16 protein-coding genes are annotated in these 15,536 nt (G+C 63.6%); 10 read left to right on the top strand and 6 right to left on the bottom strand.

Features of this window, described 5'->3' with window-relative positions; translation table 11 throughout:
- The first annotated feature begins 171 nt into the window (after positions 1-171).
- Positions 172-1,752 carry a tannase/feruloyl esterase family alpha/beta hydrolase gene (locus tag LMTR21_RS37255; protein WP_246175978.1) on the top strand — a complete coding sequence of 527 codons (1,581 nt, stop codon included), beginning with the start codon at positions 172-174 and terminating at the stop codon, positions 1,750-1,752.
- 2 nt (positions 1,753-1,754) lie between these two features.
- Here the strand turns inward: LMTR21_RS37255 and LMTR21_RS37250 are convergent, their stop codons facing one another.
- Positions 1,755-3,029 (bottom strand): NAD(P)/FAD-dependent oxidoreductase, encoded by a 1,275-nt coding sequence (locus tag LMTR21_RS37250; protein WP_065750778.1) that lies wholly within the window; start codon positions 3,027-3,029, stop codon positions 1,755-1,757.
- Positions 3,030-3,227: 198 nt separating this feature from the next.
- Here LMTR21_RS37250 and LMTR21_RS37245 point away from each other — a divergent pair, with 198 nt between their 5' ends.
- Complete coding sequence (locus LMTR21_RS37245) at positions 3,228-3,536, top strand: hypothetical protein (protein WP_065750777.1); 309 nt, start codon at positions 3,228-3,230, stop codon at positions 3,534-3,536.
- A 17-nt stretch (positions 3,537-3,553) separates the two neighbouring features.
- On the top strand, positions 3,554-4,441 hold the full coding sequence (locus tag LMTR21_RS37240; protein ID WP_065750776.1) for a sigma-70 family RNA polymerase sigma factor: 888 nt from the start codon (positions 3,554-3,556) through the stop codon (positions 4,439-4,441).
- A gap of 2 nt (positions 4,442-4,443) precedes the next feature.
- Here LMTR21_RS37240 and LMTR21_RS37235 read toward each other — a convergent pair whose 3' ends face one another.
- Positions 4,444-4,986 (bottom strand): DUF805 domain-containing protein, encoded by a 543-nt coding sequence (locus LMTR21_RS37235; RefSeq protein ID WP_065750775.1) that lies wholly within the window; start codon positions 4,984-4,986, stop codon positions 4,444-4,446.
- 372 nt (positions 4,987-5,358) lie between these two features.
- Here LMTR21_RS37235 and LMTR21_RS37230 point away from each other — a divergent pair, with 372 nt between their 5' ends.
- The 5 genes from LMTR21_RS37230 to LMTR21_RS37210 all read left to right on the top strand — a co-directional run bounded on the left by LMTR21_RS37230 (position 5,359) and on the right by LMTR21_RS37210 (position 10,021).
- Complete coding sequence (locus tag LMTR21_RS37230) at positions 5,359-6,531, top strand: ABC transporter substrate-binding protein (protein WP_065750774.1); 1,173 nt, start codon at positions 5,359-5,361, stop codon at positions 6,529-6,531.
- Between the two features lie 147 nt (positions 6,532-6,678).
- Entirely contained in the window at positions 6,679-7,596 is a 918-nt protein-coding gene (locus LMTR21_RS37225; RefSeq protein ID WP_065750773.1) for a branched-chain amino acid ABC transporter permease, read from the top strand.
- Positions 7,593-8,543: a branched-chain amino acid ABC transporter permease gene (locus LMTR21_RS37220; RefSeq protein ID WP_065750772.1), complete on the top strand. Its 951-nt coding sequence runs from the start codon at positions 7,593-7,595 to the stop codon at positions 8,541-8,543. The genes LMTR21_RS37225 and LMTR21_RS37220 overlap by 4 nt, the downstream gene beginning before the upstream one ends.
- Before the next feature lie 4 nt (positions 8,544-8,547).
- Positions 8,548-9,315, top strand: coding sequence for an ABC transporter ATP-binding protein (locus tag LMTR21_RS37215; protein ID WP_065750771.1), 768 nt, complete (start codon positions 8,548-8,550; stop codon positions 9,313-9,315).
- Complete coding sequence (locus LMTR21_RS37210; RefSeq protein ID WP_065750770.1) at positions 9,308-10,021, top strand: ABC transporter ATP-binding protein; 714 nt, start codon at positions 9,308-9,310, stop codon at positions 10,019-10,021. Before LMTR21_RS37215 ends, LMTR21_RS37210 begins: the two co-directional genes overlap by 8 nt.
- Before the next feature lie 276 nt (positions 10,022-10,297).
- On the opposite strand, the gene LMTR21_RS37205 is transcribed toward LMTR21_RS37210, so the two are convergent.
- Positions 10,298-11,734, bottom strand: a complete 1,437-nt coding sequence (locus tag LMTR21_RS37205; protein ID WP_065750769.1) for a glutamine synthetase family protein — start codon at positions 11,732-11,734, stop codon at positions 10,298-10,300.
- Between the two features lie 123 nt (positions 11,735-11,857).
- The gene (locus LMTR21_RS37200; protein WP_065750768.1) at positions 11,858-13,216 is read right to left on the bottom strand and encodes an aromatic ring-hydroxylating dioxygenase subunit alpha; all 1,359 of its coding nucleotides are present in this window, start codon (positions 13,214-13,216) and stop codon (positions 11,858-11,860) included.
- A gap of 98 nt (positions 13,217-13,314) precedes the next feature.
- On the opposite strand from LMTR21_RS37200, the gene LMTR21_RS37195 reads away from it, so the two are divergent.
- Complete coding sequence (locus LMTR21_RS37195) at positions 13,315-14,106, top strand: IclR family transcriptional regulator domain-containing protein (RefSeq protein ID WP_065750873.1); 792 nt, start codon at positions 13,315-13,317, stop codon at positions 14,104-14,106.
- Positions 14,107-14,108: 2 nt separating this feature from the next.
- On the top strand, positions 14,109-14,597 hold the full coding sequence (locus LMTR21_RS37190) for a GNAT family N-acetyltransferase (RefSeq protein ID WP_065750767.1): 489 nt from the start codon (positions 14,109-14,111) through the stop codon (positions 14,595-14,597).
- A 215-nt stretch (positions 14,598-14,812) separates the two neighbouring features.
- Here LMTR21_RS37190 and LMTR21_RS37185 read toward each other — a convergent pair whose 3' ends face one another.
- Positions 14,813-15,037, bottom strand: a complete 225-nt coding sequence (locus tag LMTR21_RS37185) for a hypothetical protein (RefSeq protein ID WP_065750766.1) — start codon at positions 15,035-15,037, stop codon at positions 14,813-14,815.
- A gap of 5 nt (positions 15,038-15,042) precedes the next feature.
- Positions 15,043-15,402, bottom strand: coding sequence for a PilZ domain-containing protein (locus tag LMTR21_RS37180; RefSeq protein ID WP_065750765.1), 360 nt, complete (start codon positions 15,400-15,402; stop codon positions 15,043-15,045).
- Positions 15,403-15,536 lie beyond the last annotated feature (134 nt).

The following is a 15,536-nucleotide window of genomic DNA, read 5'->3' as shown; positions in this document are numbered from 1 at the left end:
ACGTCCACGCGGCCTGAACCATTCTAAGCACGAACGGCCGGCCCAAACGCGACCGCAAAACGATAGCAGGGGGAAGCGATGCATCACCTCAAATTCGATAGGCGCGTGCGGGCGCAGTTTCTGCTGGTTGTGGCTGCTTCGCTCTTCGCTGCGGATGCAATGGCCGCAAAGATGGTCGGCGATCCCGCCGCGACCTGTGGCGACCTGATCAAGCCGACCGACAATGTTGTCCGGATCGACTCCGCCTCGATCGTTGCACCCACACCACTCGCCGTCGCCGAACGAGGGCCAACGCCGGCAGCGCGCGTCACCCCGGCCAATCCGGAATTCTGCAAGGTGCTCGGCCAGATCGCGCCGGCAGATCCCAATGCGCCGCCGATCAAATTCCAGGTCAACCTCCCGATCGAGTGGAACGGCCGCTCGCTGCAATATGGCGGCGGCGGTTTCAACGGCGTGCTGATCACCGGGCTTGCCTTGCCGCCGGCCTTTCCGTTCGGCGCACCGTCGCCGCTGGCGCGCGGCTTCGTCACCTATGGCACGGATTCCGGCCATGAGACCAAGCCGGGCGAGCCGCCGCAATTGTTCGCGCTCAACGACGAGGCGTTCGAGAATTTCGCGCATCGCTCCTACAAGCGCGTGCGGGATGCCGCCGTTGCCCTGATGGTGCGCGCCTATGGCAACCCGCCGTCCAAACTTTATTTCATGGGATCGTCGGAAGGCGGCCGCGAGGCGCTGACGATGGCGCAGCGTTACCCTGAGGATTTCGACGGCATCTTTGCCCGCGTACCCGTCATCAACTGGGTCGGGTTGCAGCATGCGGGGACGCGTGGGGGCCTCGCCACCATGGGCGAAGGCTGGATCCGCCCGGCGCAGGTCGAACTGGTGGCAAAGGCGGTGCTTGCCGCTTGCGACAAGGCCGACGGCGCCGAGGATTCGCTGGTGCTGGACCCGGTCGGCTGCAAGGCGAAATTCCAACCTGAAACGCTGCGCTGCGCGGCGGGGCAGAGCGGCGACCAGTGCCTCAGCGATCCGCAGATCGCGGCGATCAAGACGCTGCATTCGACCTACAAGTTCCCGTTTGCGCTGGAGAACGGCCTTGACGATTATCCGGGCTGGGGTGTCTCCGGCGAAAACATCCCGGCCTTCGGTCCGACCGGCGGCTGGGTCTCCTGGTGGCTCGGCAAGGCGGCCCCGGCGCAGCCACCGGCGCCCACCAACGGGATCGCCTGGATCTATGGCGCGGGCGGCATCCAATATGTCTTCGCGCGCGATCCGAAGCTGGACGTCACGACCTACAAGCCCGCGGAGCACAAGGAGCGCCTGCTGTATGTGTCGCGCCTGATGGATTCGACCAATCCTGACCTCAGCCGCTTTGCCGCGCGCGGCGGCAGGCTGGTGATCCTCGAAAACATGGCCGACTACGCCCAGAGCCCCTATGCAGGCATCCGCTACTTTGAAAATGTGCAGCGCACCTTGGGCAAGGAGAAGACGGCGGAATTCGTCCGGCTCTACACCGCGCCCGGCGTCGATCATGTCGGCTCGGGCGCGCCCGCCAATGTCGACATGCTGGCCGTGCTGGTTGACTGGGTCGAGAACGGCAAGGCGCCCGGCGATCTCCAAGTGATCGAGCAAAAGGTGGAGGCGCCGGCGTTCGAGACGACGCGCGCGCTGCCATTGTGCCAATGGCCGGCATGGCCGCACTACAAATCGGGGCCGACGAATAGCGCCGCCAGTTTTGCCTGCGCGCCGTAAACCTATCCGGTGACCTTGCTCGACCCCTGCGTGATCAGCCGCGCGGCGCGCTGGTCGCGGGCGTGAATCCACAGCCAGCTCAGCGCCACGCTGAGCCGGTTGCGCAGGCCGATCAGGAAGTAGATGTGGGCGATGCCCCAGATCCACCACGCGAGATTGCCGCGCAGTTTCATCCAGCCGAAATCGATCACGGCCTTCTTCTTGCCGATCTGCGCGAGGCTGCCGGCATGCTTGTAGCGGAACGGCGGCCGCGTGCCGCCGTTCAGGCGTGCCTTGATCAGTGCGGCCACATAGCGTCCCTGCTGCTTGGCCGCCGGCGCGATGCCCGGCACAGGATTGCCGTCGGGGCCGGCGATCGTCACGGTGTCGCCGATGGCAAAGACATCGGGATGGCCGGGCACGGTGAGATCAGGCTCGACCTTCAGGCGATAGGCGCGGTCGGCGGGCGCGCCCATCCATTCCGCCGCGCGTGAAGCGCGCACGCCGGCGGCCCAGACGATGGTTCGAGCCTCGAGCTTGTTGCCGCCATAGACGACGCCATCGATGGCACATTCGGTGACGGGCTGCCCCAGCACCACCTCGACGCCGATCTCCTCCAGCGAGCGCTGCGCGTAAGCCGAGAGATCCTCGGGGAAGCCTGCCAGCACGCGCGGGCCGGCCTCGACCAGGACGACGCGGGTCTTGTGGGTGTCGATGTTGCGAAAGTCCGGCGGCAGCGTGTCCTTGGCGAGGTCGGCGATGGTGCCGGCCATTTCGACGCCGGTCGGGCCGGCGCCGATGATGACGAAGGTGAGCAGCGCCGCGCGCCTGACAGTATCGGTCTCGCGCTCGGCGCGCTCGAAGGCGACGAGAATGCGCCGCCGCAGCGTGGTGGCGTCCTCCAGCGTCTTCAGGCCCGGCGCGAACGGTTCCCATTCGTCATGGCCGAAATAGGCGTGGCGGGCGCCGGTGGCGAGGATCAGCGTGTCGTAGGCGATGGTATCGCCGTCTTCGAGCAGCACGCGTTTACCCGCGGCGTCGATGCCGCTGACATTGGCGAACAGCGTCGTCACCTCCTTGCGGCCGCGCAGCAGGTAGCGGATCGGCCAGGCGATTTCCGACGTCGCCAGCGAAGCGGTCGCGACCTGGTAGAGCAGCGGCTGAAACAGATGATGGTTGCGGCGATCGATCAGCGTGATCTTGACCGGCGCCCCGGCAAGACCGAAGGCCGCCTCCAGCCCGCCAAATCCGGCGCCGACAATCACGACGTGATGGGGTTCTTTCGGCACTGTCGTCATGGGAATGCGACCCCGGTTTCAGATATCTCGACGCATTGGATTATGTAGCCATTTGCGCCAGCGGTCCAAGACGTCTTTGCCAATCGGCCGATAGCGAAAGCGCATCGCGCAAAGGCAAAAAGAATTTCCTGGAGACCGCATCCTTTGCCTGCGCCCGAACGTCCTTGAGGTCGAGACGCCTGCAACAAGGAGAATGCCATGAGACGGACCGTAATCAGGTACAGGACAAAGCCGGAAATGGCCGACAGGAACGCGGAACTGATCGCGGCGGTGTTTGCGGAGCTGAAGGCGGCGCAGCCGCAAGGCCTCCGCTATCTGTCGCTGCGGCTGGAGGACGACACGTTCATTCATTTCGTCGAGAGTGCGGCCGGCGACGGCTCCAGCGCCTTGCCGAAACTGGCGGCCTTTCAGGCGTTTCAGAACGGCATTCGGGAACGTTGCGCCGAACCGCCGGTGCCCAAGGGCGCTACCGTGGTCGGCAAATACCATATGCTGGGCGAGCCCTGACCTGCGCCGGAGGCAGAATGACCGCGCTTCCCGAGACGTCCGCCGCTTCCGACATCGAACGCCTGCTGGTCGCGATGCGGCCAAAACTGCATCGCTACTGCGCGCGCATGGTCGGCTCGGTCATCGACGGCGAGGACGTGCTGCAGGACGCGCTGATCAAGGCGGTGGAGGCGCATCCCTCCGCCGGTCATATCGGCAATCCCGAAGGCTGGCTGTTCCGGATCGCGCATAATACTGCGCTGGATTTCCTGCGCCGGCGCAACCGCCAGGAGACGCTCCGCTCGATGGAGGAGGCGGATATGATCGTTGACCAGCTCGATGACGTGGAAAGCCGTCAGATCGCCGCCACTTCCTTGCGCACCTTCATGCGGCTATCGGTGCCGCAGCGCGGAAGCGTGATCCTGATGGACGTGCTTGGTTGCTCGCTGAAGGAAATCTGCGAGACCATGGATTGCAGCCTGCCCGCGGCCAAGGCCGCGCTGCATCGCGGCCGCGCGCAGTTGCGCGAATTTGCCGCCGAGCCGGACGACACGCCGCAACAGCGATTGTCGGATGCCGATCGTGCGCGCCTCGGCGCCTATGTCGCCCATTTCAACGCCCGCGATTTCGACGCGATCCGCGCCATGATCTCGGACGATGTCAGGCTCGATCTCGTCAACAAGACCCGGATGCGCGGCAAGGCCGAGGTATCCCGCTATTTCGGCAACTACGCCAAGGTCAGCGATTGGCGACTGGTCCCGGGCCTCGTGGAACGGCGTCCCGCCATTCTGGTGTTCGATCCGGACGAAAGCGATTCACGGCCGAAATATTTCATGCTGCTGGGCTGGTCGGCAGATAAGGTCGCGACCATCAGGGATTTCCGCCACGCGCCTTACGTCGTCGATGGGGCGGAGTATCTGATCTGAAGCTAGAGCCCGCGGCGGCCGAATCCACCATTGGCTGGCCGCGAGATTTGCGGCGCGGCCAAGGTCTCCACGACCGGGTGGGGCGATGGCGGATCGGGCGCTCGAAAGCGATCGTCAGGTGTCGGTGCCGGGCTGTCATCCGCGCCGCTCGGACAAAACAGCAAGGCGAGAAAGAGCGAGAGGTTGACGAGTGCGCCGACCATCGTGCAGCGCTCATGGCCCAGTGACATGGCCGGGAATTTGGTGGCGACGAGCCCGTCAACGATCGCAACCGCGATCCACGCCGGCATCACGCAAACCGGATCCCATCCGATATCCCTGAATCGCATCGACTGCAGCGTAACGGTGAGCCACGCGAAGAAGATGGCGGCGGCGAAGATCGGCCCCGAGGTCGGGCTTGGCACTGTTCCCTTGGGCGCGGTCTGAAAGGCGTAAGCGATGGCGGCGGCGTAAACGACGACCATCATGATGGTGACCACGAGCGTGCTGCAGAAAAAATGCAGTCGGCCGATGCGCGCATTGAAGCCGAACAGGAAACCCAGCATGGATCTCACCTCGTCGGCGCAGTTGGCTACAGATTGCTTTCGGAGCTGTGAACCGCGGAGGTTGCAAGCGGAGCTTGGCTTCCAGCCGCTTGAGGGAATCCCTAAAATCCGAGCGGCCGGCGCCCGCTGCGGTGCGACAATTGTTGCCCTGGCAACCGGCATTATAATTCTTGCCATCCCCGCTGTCTGCGAATTATGGTGCAGGCCGCAGGGGTATGAGCCGAAGGTCCAAAGCCGGGCCGGCGGTTCATGCTTGCCGCTGACCGGCCATTTCGCGCACAAAATAACCTCACCTGATAATGAGGCGCGCGAGACAAGCGCCGGCCGTCCGGGATGACCGGGTCTGGTTCGATAACGAGGAGGGGAGTGAATATGAAAAAGGCATTCTGGCTGGCTGGCGCGGCGATTCTGGCGCTGACGCAGACCGCGGCCGCAGGCGACACCATCAAGATCGGCTTTGTCTCGACCTTCAGCGGCCCGACCGCTGTGATCGGCAACGACATGCGCAACTCGTTCGAACTGGCGCTCGACCATCTCGGCCGCAGGATGGGCGGCAAGCCGGTCGAGGTGATCTACGAGGACGACGGCCAGAAGCCGGATGTCGGCAAGCAGAAGACCGAAAAACTGATCCAGTCCGACAAGGTCGATTTCATCGCCGGCTATATCTGGTCGAACGTGCTGCTGGCTTCGCTGAAGACCGCGGTCGATTCAAAGACCTTCCTGATTTCGGCGAATGCCGGTCCCTCGCAGCTCGCCGGCGAACTCTGTTCGCCCTACGTATTCTCGACCTCCTGGCAGAACGACCAGACGCCGCAGGCGGTCGGCACCTACATGAACCAGAAGGGCGTGAAATCGGTGTTCCTGATCGGCCCGAACTACGCCGCCGGCAAGGACATGCTCGCCGGCGTGAAGAGCACGTTCAAGGGCCAGGTCGTGGGCGAGGAATACACGGTGTGGCCGAGCCAGCTCGACTTCTCCGCCGAACTCACCAAGGCTAAGAACTCCAAGGCCGAGTCGATCTTCGTGTTCTATCCAGGTGCTGCCGGCGTGCAGTTCCTCAATCAATATGCCCAGGCCGGCATCAAGGGCCAAATCCCGCTCTATACGGCGTTCACGATCGACGAATTGTCGCTGCCGCTGCAGAAGGACAACGCGATCGGCGTGCCCGGCGCCCAGCAATGGGTCAACGATCTGCCGAACGCCGAGAACAAGAAGTTCGTCGAGGACTACCGCAAGAAGTACACCGGCCTGCGTCCGACCTTCTACGGCGCGCAGTCCTACGACGCGGTGAACCTGATCAACAGCGCGGTGGTTGCGGTGAAGGGCGACACCTCGAAGAAGGACGAGATGAAGGCCGAGATGGAGAAGGCCAACTTCAAGTCCGTGCGCGGGCCGTTCAAATACGGCAAGAACCACATCCCGATCCAGAACTTCTACCTGCAGGACGTGGTCAAGGACGCTGACGGTCAGCTCTCGCTCAAGACGGTGGCGACCATCGTCAAGGACGACCAGGACCGCTTCGTCGACAAGTGCCCGATGAAGTGATTGGCATGACCGGTGCATGATCGCCGATCGCGCGCCCTCGGGCTTGACCCGGGAGCGGTTCGCGACCGATCATCCGCCCAACAAGAAAATGGCGGCGGCGCAGATGTGCTGCCGCTGTTTTTTCAGGCCCAGAGTTTTTAGGGATCCATGCTCGTCCTCGTAGAACAATCGCTGAACGGTTTGCAGTTCGGTCTGCTCCTGTTCCTGCTGGCGGCCGGCTTGACGCTGGTGTTCGGCATCATGGACTTCGTCAACCTGGCGCACGGCTCGCTCTACATGATGGGCGCGTATTTCGCCGCGACCTTCGTGGCGTGGACGAACAGCTTTGTGCTGGGCATCCTGATGGCGCTTGGCGCCACGCTGCTGCTCGGTATCCTTCTTGAGTTCGTGGCGCTGCGGCATCTCTATGGCCGCGACCATCTCGACCAGGTGCTGGCAACCTTCGGCCTGATCCTGTTCTTCAACGACGCCGTGCGGCTGATCTGGGGACCGGCCGGCCTGTCGCTGCCGCTGCCGTCCTGGCTGACCGTGCCGGTGCAGATCGTCCCCGGCGTGTTCTATCCGGCCTACCGTCTCTCGATCATCGTGGTCGCGCTGGCGGTCGCCGCCATGCTGTATGTCGTGGTGATGCGGACCAGGATCGGCATGCTGATCCGCGCCGGCGCTTCCAACCGTGAAATGATCGGCGCGCTCGGCATCAACATCAAGCTGCTGTTCACGCTGGTGTTCGGGCTCGGCGCGGCGCTCGCCGGACTCGCCGGGCTGATGCAGGCGCCGATCCTGACCGTGCAGATCGGCATGGGCGAGAACATCCTGATTCTCGCCTTCGTCATCATCGTGATCGGCGGCATCGGCTCGATCCGCGGCGCGTTTCTCGCCGCGATCTTCGTCGGCATGATCGATACGCTCGGCCGCGCCTTCCTGCCCGATCTGCTGCGCACCGTGCTCAGTTCCGCCGCCGCCTCGACGGCCGCGCCCGCGCTTTCGTCGATGCTGATCTATCTCCTGATGGCGATCGTCCTTGTCGTTCGTCCGGAGGGACTGTTTCCGGCTGCCAAGCGATGAAATCTTCTACCATCAACGTCCGCAACGTCGTCGTGGCGCTCGTCGCGCTTGGCCTCACCCTGCTGCCGGTTTATTCCGCGCTGACCGGCAACATCTTCATCCTGACGCTGTTCACGCGCATCATCATCTTCGCGCTCGCCGCCGCCAGCCTCAATCTGATCATGGGCTATGGCGGCATGATGAGTTTCGGTCATGCCGCCTATCTAGGCCTCGGCGGTTATGCGGTGGGCATTCTCGCCCATGAGGGCATCGGCTCCGGCTTCATCCAGTGGCCGGTCGCGCTCATCGTCTCGGCGCTCTATGCGCTCGTCATCGGCGCACTGTCGCTACGCACGCGCGGCGTCTATTTCATCATGATCACGCTCGCCTTCGCACAGATGGCCTATTACATCGCTTCGGGTCTGTCGCGCTATGGCGGCGACGATGGCCTCACCATCTACAAGCGCAGCACTTTCGGCGGCCTGATCGACCTGTCGAACCGAACGCAGTTCTACTACCTCTGCCTCGCCTGCCTGTTCGGCGGCGTCTATTTGATCTGGCGCATCATCAATTCCCGCTTCGGCATGGTGGTGCAGGGCGTCCGCTCCAACGAGCAGCGCATGCAGGCGATCGGCTATCATGCCAACAGATATCGTCTGGTCTGCTTCGTCATCTCAGGCACGATTTGCGGCCTCGCCGGCGCACTGCTCGCCAACAATACCGACTTCATCAGCCCGGCCGGGATGTACTGGACCCGCTCCGGCGAACTCATGGTGATGGTGGTCCTCGGCGGCATGGGCTCGCTGTTCGGTCCCGTCCTGGGCACCATCGTGTTCCTCCTGCTGGAAGAAGTCCTGTCGCAATTCACCGAATACTGGGCGCTGATCATGGGCCCGCTATTGCTGCTGATCGTGCTGTTCGCGCGCGGCGGCATCATGGGCCTGCTCGGGAGGCTGAGCCGTGGCTAATTCTTTGGCTGAACCCTTGCTCCGCGTCGAAAACCTGGTCCGCAGCTTCGGCGGCATCAAGGCCACCGACAATCTGTCGCTCGATGTGCTGCCCGGTGAACTGCACGCCATCATCGGCCCCAACGGCGCCGGCAAGACCACGCTGATCAGCCAGTTGACCGGGCAGCTGATGCCGAACTCCGGCGCCATTCACTTCGCCGGCCGCGAGGTCACCGCGGTGCCGGCCTATCAGCGCAGCCGGCTTGGGTTGGCGCGATCGTTCCAGATCACATCGCTGCTGAAGGATTTCACCGCGATCGATAACGTCGCGATCGCGGCGCAGGCCCATGACGGCCACTCGTTCCGCTTCTGGGGCGCTGCCCGCAAGGAGAAGCACCTGCGCGATGCGGCGCAGGCCGCGCTGACGCGAGTGGGACTCGGACAACGTGCCAACGTGCTGGTTTCCGAACTGAGCCACGGCGAGCAGCGCGAGCTCGAGCTTGCGGTTGCGCTCGCGACCAAGCCGCAATTGCTGCTGCTCGACGAGCCGATGGCCGGCCTCGGCGTCACCGAATCCGCGCGCATGGTGGCGCTGCTGAAGGAATTGCGGAAGGAAGTCACCATCGTGCTGGTCGAGCACGACATGGAGGCGGTGTTCGCGCTGGCCGACCGCATCACGGTGCTGGTCTATGGCCGCGTCATCGCCTCGGGCGATCCCGACGCCATCCGGAACAACGAGGAAGTCAAGCGCGCCTATCTCGGCGACCAGCATGCGGTGACGCGTCATGGCTGAAACATTGCTCGAAATCGACGGGATCGAGACCTGCTACGGCCTCAGCCAGGTGCTGTTCGGCCTGTCGCTGAAGGTCCAGTCGGGTGAAATGGTCGCCCTGATGGGCCGCAACGGCATGGGCAAGACCACGACCATCCGCTCCATCATGGGCATGACAGGCGCACGCGCCGGCACGATCCGCTTCGCGGGCGAGGAAGTGCGCCGCCTGCCGTCGTACAAGATCGCAAAACTGGGCATCGGCCTGGTGCCGGAGGGACGCCAGATATTTCCCAACCTCACCGTGTACGAAAATCTGGTCGCGGCCTCCGGCAACCGCCAGGGCGCGTCCGATCCCTGGACCATCGACAAGATCCATGCGCTGTTTCCGCGGCTGGCCGAGCGCGGCAACAACATGGGCGTGACGCTCTCGGGCGGCGAGCAGCAGATGCTGGCAATCGGCCGCGCGCTGATGACCAACCCGAAACTGTTGATCCTCGACGAAGCCACCGAAGGCCTCGCGCCCCTGATCCGCGAGGAAATCTGGAACTGCCTGTCGATGCTGAAGGGCCGCGGGCAGTCGGTGCTGGTCATCGACAAGAACGTCGCCAACCTCTCCAAGATCGCCGACCGCCACTACATCATCGAGCGCGGCCGCACGGTGTGGACGGGGACATCAGAGCAGTTGATCGCGGAGCCGGACCTGCAGCACCGGTATCTGGGGATTTGAGAGCTGCGTAGGGTGGGCAAAGGCGCATCGCGCCGTGCCCACCCTCCATCCAATCGCACGTGCATGATGGTGGGCACGCTTCCGCCTTCGCTCTTCGAGCTACGGCGGACAAGTCGCTTTGCTTACCCTACGATTCTGTCGTCGTCCCTGCGAACGCAGGGACCCATACGCCGCGGCCGTTGTTATTTAAGACGGTGGTCGATGGCCTTCCTCTAATTATTGGCATCGGTGGTTATGGGTCCGGCGTTCGCAGGGACGACAAGAGGGCGTCGTCCCTCAAAACATCTCGAAATATTCGCGATGCTCCCAGTCCGACACCTCGGCCTGAAAACGCTCGATCTCCGCATTCTTGATGTGGACGTAATAGTCCACGAACTCCGCTCCCAGTGCCTGCCGGAAGAACGGATCGTCCTGCAGTGCGAACACGGCTTCCCGCAGGCTCTTCGGCAACAGTGCCGCCTTGGTCTCGTACGGCGTATCCGCGGACGGACTCGGATCGAGCTTGCGGTCGACGCCGTCGAGGCCGGAGAGAATCTGCGAGGCCATGTAGAGATATGGATTCGCCGCCGGCTCGCCGATGCGGTTTTCCAGACGCGTCGCGGCATCGCCCGGGCCGCCGAGCACGCGGATCATGACGCCGCGGTTGTCGCGGCCCCAGATCGCACGGTCCGGCGCCAGCGAATAGGACCGGTAGCGCTTGTAGCCGTTGATGGTCGGCGTCGTGAACACGGTGGAGGCGCGGGCATGCTCCAGCAGCCCTGCCAGATAGTGCTTCGCGAACGGGCTCAGCGCCTCGCCCTTGTCGCTAGCCATGAACGCGTTCGCGCCATCAGCGCGCGACACCAGCGATTGATGCAAATGCCAGCCGGAAGCAAACACGTTCGGCAGTTTCGGCCGGCACATGAAGGTCGCGTGATAGCCGTGGCGGCGCGCGATCTGTTTTACGGCCGAGCGGAACAGCACCATGTTGTCGGCCGGCACCAGACCTTTGGTCGGCTGGAAGGTGAATTCACACTGGCTCGGGCCGAACTCGACCTCGACCGATCGCAGCGGCAGGCCGAGGGCCAGCACGTCGCGGCGGATGATCTCCAGCGCCGGCTCCATCTGGTCGTAGCGCTGCTCGGTGAGGTACTGGTAGCCGTGCGAGAGCAGGCTGACCGACGGCGGCCGCCCGGGCTGGCCGGCATCCTCCGGCGTCATATGCGCATCGTCGAGCTTGAAGAGATGGAATTCGACCTCGAGACCGGCCACGAAATCGTAGCCGCGGCTGCCCAACTGATCGATCACCTTGCGATAGAGATGCCGCGTCGCGAACGGCACCGGCCGGCCGTCGTTGAAATGGAGATCGCACAGCAGCCAGCCCGTGGTCGGCGCCCACGGCAGCACGCGGAACGTGGTCGGGTCTGCCACCATCAAGACGTCGGCGGCGCCTTCCATCTCCTTCATGCCGAACCCGCCGCCTGCTGTGAACACCGGAAACACCGTCTTGTGCGAGGTGTCCTTGGCCAGCATCGTCGTGGTGATGGAGCAGCCGCTTTCCAGCGAAGCAATCGCCTCGCTCGCGATCAGCGTCTTGCCGCGCAGGATGCCGTGCTGGTCGGGGAATGACAGGCGGATGACTTCGAGGTTTTTCTCCTCGACGATCCGGCGCAGCCGGCCCGCCGCCTCCTGCTGCTCGCCGGACCACAGCCCGTGACGCTCAACGAAACTCAACGCGTTGTTCTCCCCTTCAACCCGCCACCGTCATTGCGAGGAGCGAAGCGACGAAGCAATCCATTGTGCAGCAAGCCGCGAGATGGATTGCTTCGCTTCGCTCGCAATGACGGGGAGGGGACATCACTCCGCCGCCGTCAGATGGTGAACCTTGCCGGCGATCTCGCGCGGCACCGGTGCGGCCCATGGCGCGCCGCGGCGGCGCTTGACGTCGACTTCCATCCAGTAGAGCTCCCAGCCCAGCGTTGGCCCGATACCATCCATGGTGGCGGGACCCTGAATGCTGCGCGCAGTCGCATCATCGAGGAACAGCATCGGCTTTTCTCCGCCGCCAACCTTCTCGATCTCCTGCCGCAGCAGGCGGCGATACTGCACGATCGCCTTGTCGGACTGGCCGAGATGCTCGTTGGTGCGGTCCTGGATCGGGCCCATCGATTCCACCGCCCACTGGTCGTGGACGTTGATGTCGTTGCCCATGCCGGTATAGGTCGCGGTCGCCTGTTCGTGCGGATCGAAGCCGTAATCGTTGCTCTTGTTCTTGCGTGACTTGTAGTCGGGCAGCTCGTAAAGCTCGAGCCGCTGGTCGCGCATCTTCTTCTTGTCGACCGGCGCCGTGTAGCTGGTGAAGACCGCGTACCAGTAGCAGTTCTCATCATCGATGGGCACATGCCACTGCGTGATTGTCATCTCCTGACTCATCGGGATGACGAAGCCGTGCGGGAAGAGCTGGTTGGTGACGCGCACATGCGTGCGCTCTTCATCCAGCTCACGCAGCGCGATCAGGCGCAGGCCATATTCGGTGTGTTCGACATTGATGATCGGGTTGTCGTATTCGCGCAAAATCTTGGTCATCGGCATGTCGCTGCCGGCGGAGGCGCCGCGGAACTGCTTGCCGTAGGCGGTTGACGTGTCTTCGTCCTCGAAGAAGCGGTGCAGGAACGAAGCGTGCGCCGGATCGATGCCGACCTCCAGCGCCTGCAGCCAGTTGCAATTGATGTGGCCCTTGAACGCAAAGGTATGGCTGTCGGGCGCGACGAAGCAGTCGATCTCCGGAAATGCCGGCGGCTCGCCTTCGCCGAGATAAGCCCAGAGGATGCCGCTCTTTTCGACCACGGGATAGGAGCGCTGCCTGATGCCCTGGCACAGCTTTGAGTCCTTCGGCTCCGCTGGTGTCTCCAGGCATTGGCCGGAGACATCGAACAGCCAGCCATGGAAGGCGCAGCGCAGCCCGCCGTTTTCAAGTCGCCCGAAGGCGAGGTCGGCGCCGCGATGGGCGCAGTGGCGATCGATCAGGCCGTAACGTCCCTCTTCATCGCGAAACAGCACCAGGTTTTCGCCGAGCAGCTTTACGGGACGAATCGGTCGCGGTCCCTCTAGCTCGTCCACCAGCGCCGCCGGCTGCCAGTACATCCGCATCAGCTTGCCGCAGGGGTCCTTGCGGCCGGTGCGGGTAATCAGGTCATTCGCTTCCTGGCTCATCATGGCGAGGGTCCTCCGCAAATCAGATTTGTTCGCCTATTGAACTTTTGTGCGATTTTAACGTAGGCTGTGCGTTAAGCAAGCGGATTATGGAGGCAGCGATGCCCAAGCTTAAGCGCGCCGAGGGTACAGACAACCGCGGCGCCACCGATTTCATCGAAAGCCTCGACCGCGGCCTGCGCGTGCTGGAGGTGTTCGGCGGCAGCGGGCAGCCGATGACGCTGAGCGACCTCGCCAAGGCCGCCGACCTGCCGCGCGCCACTGCGCGGCGCATTCTCTTCACGCTGGAGCGCGCCGGCTTCGTCGCTACCGACGGCAAGCTGTTTCGCCTGATGCCGCGCGTGCTGGTGCTGGCCTCCAGCTATCTCGCCTCGAACCATGTCGTCTCGGTGCTGCAGCCGGCGCTGGATCGGTTGTCGAGCGAGGCGCAGGAAATCTCGTCGATGGCGATCCTCGACGGCAACGACGTCGTCTTCATCGCACGCGCCAGCCCGACACGGATATTTTCGTCGGGCATCGATGTCGGCTATCGCCTGCCGGCGTTCTGCACCTCGGTCGGCCGCGTGCTGTTGTCGCGGCTTTCAGACGACGATCTGGCCGCGGCGCTCGGCAAGATGGACCTCGCGCCGCTGACGCCGTTCACCGTCACCGACAGGAAATTATTGCTGAAGACGATCATTGCCGATCGCGCGGCAGGCTATTCGCTGGTCGATCGCGAGGCCGAGCCGGGCTTCCGTTCGATCTCGGTGCCGGTCCGCCGCTACGACGGCGCCATCGTCGCGGCCATCAATATGGGCGCGCATGTCGACCGTGTGTCATCGGCCGAGATGGTCGAACGCTTCCTGCCGCGATTGCAGGAGACGGCGGCGTCGGTCAAATCGATGCTGGTGTAACGATGATCGTCCGGTCTGAAACACCCGAGGATATTGCGGCGATCCGTATCGTCCAGGAAGTGGCGTTCGGCCAGCCGGCCGAAGCGCAATTGGTCGACGATCTGTGCGCGGCCGGCGATGCGGTTTTCTCGCTGGTTGCAGTGGATCACGGGACGGTCGTTGGCCATGTCCTGTTCTCACGGATGACAGCGCCGTTTCCCGCGCTTGCGCTCGCACCCGTCGCGGTGCTGCCCGAATACCGGCGGACAGGTTTTGCCAGCCGGCTGATCCGCCAGGGTATCGCCCGCAGCGAGGCCGATGGCTGGCGCGGCATCTTCGTCCTCGGCGATCCCGTCTTCTATCGGCGTTTCGGCTTCGATGCCGGCAAGGCGAGCGGGTTCATCTCACCCTATGCCGGTCCGCATCTGATGGTCATGCCGCTCGGAGGCAACGAACTTCCGGCAGACAGGGGAGTCATTGAGCATGCTCCTGCCTTTGCGAAGCTCGGATAGGGCGTCGTCATTGCGAGCGAAGCGAAGCAATCCATTTCACCGCTTGCTGTGGCATGGATTGCTTCGTCGCTTTGCTCCTCGCAATGACGGGGTTGGCGCCTTGGGATGGCGGCGACCAGGCGAACATGCTGCTCGACCTGCGCTCTAACGTTCAGCCCGCCGGCGCGCCATGGACGAAAAGCAGTTTCATGCGCACTCAGTATCGCGACTGAGCCTCAAGGCGGCAAGCGCTTGAGTGCGGCTTCGATCGCTTCGAACTTGGCGACGATCTGCGGCGTCACCAGGTAGCGCAGCATCGCCGCGAGCGACAGGCCGACAACCGTTGCGACAATCGCGTATTGCGTCACCAACGCCAGCAATATCGCGCGCAGCTTGCGCCGCCGGACTTTCGGCGTCTTCGCCGCGGCGAGAAGGGCGTCTTCGCCTTCAACGCTGCTCATGTGGTCTAGAACTCGTTCAGAAGCTGATTGAGCCGCGACTTCAGCCGCCGGTTCGACCGCTCGCTGGCGCGGAGCTTGCGCGCCCATTCCAGCGGAATAACGCTGCTCATGTCGTGCTCGCCGCAGAACATCAGGCCCGCCGTGTTGTGATCGCGCCAGACGGGGCGGGCGAAGCAGGAGAGCCCCCGGCGCACGATTTCGAAATCGATCTGGTCGGGCAAGATGGTCGAATTCTCGAATTCGATCTTCGCGCCGCCCTGGCTGAAATTGCGCACGATGCAGTCGAGCGTCGAGTTGCGCGCGTTGAACGCGATCATTCCGCCGTAATAGACGCGGCCTCTCGGGTGTTGACGGCGCTCCAGCACGATTTGTCCTCCATGCGATTAACGCGTTAGTAACACTCCTTCAGGGTGTATTGTAGCCGGCGCTCGCATGGAACTTGTATAAGGGTTAATGGTGGCGCCCGGTTCGGGTTGCAACCGTCGAGCCGCCGCACGCC

Source organism: Bradyrhizobium paxllaeri, from assembly GCF_001693515.2.
GTDB classification, from domain to species: domain Bacteria; phylum Pseudomonadota; class Alphaproteobacteria; order Rhizobiales; family Xanthobacteraceae; genus Bradyrhizobium; species Bradyrhizobium paxllaeri.
Note: the sequence above shows the minus strand (reverse complement) of the source record. Positions and strands in the feature narration are given on the sequence as shown.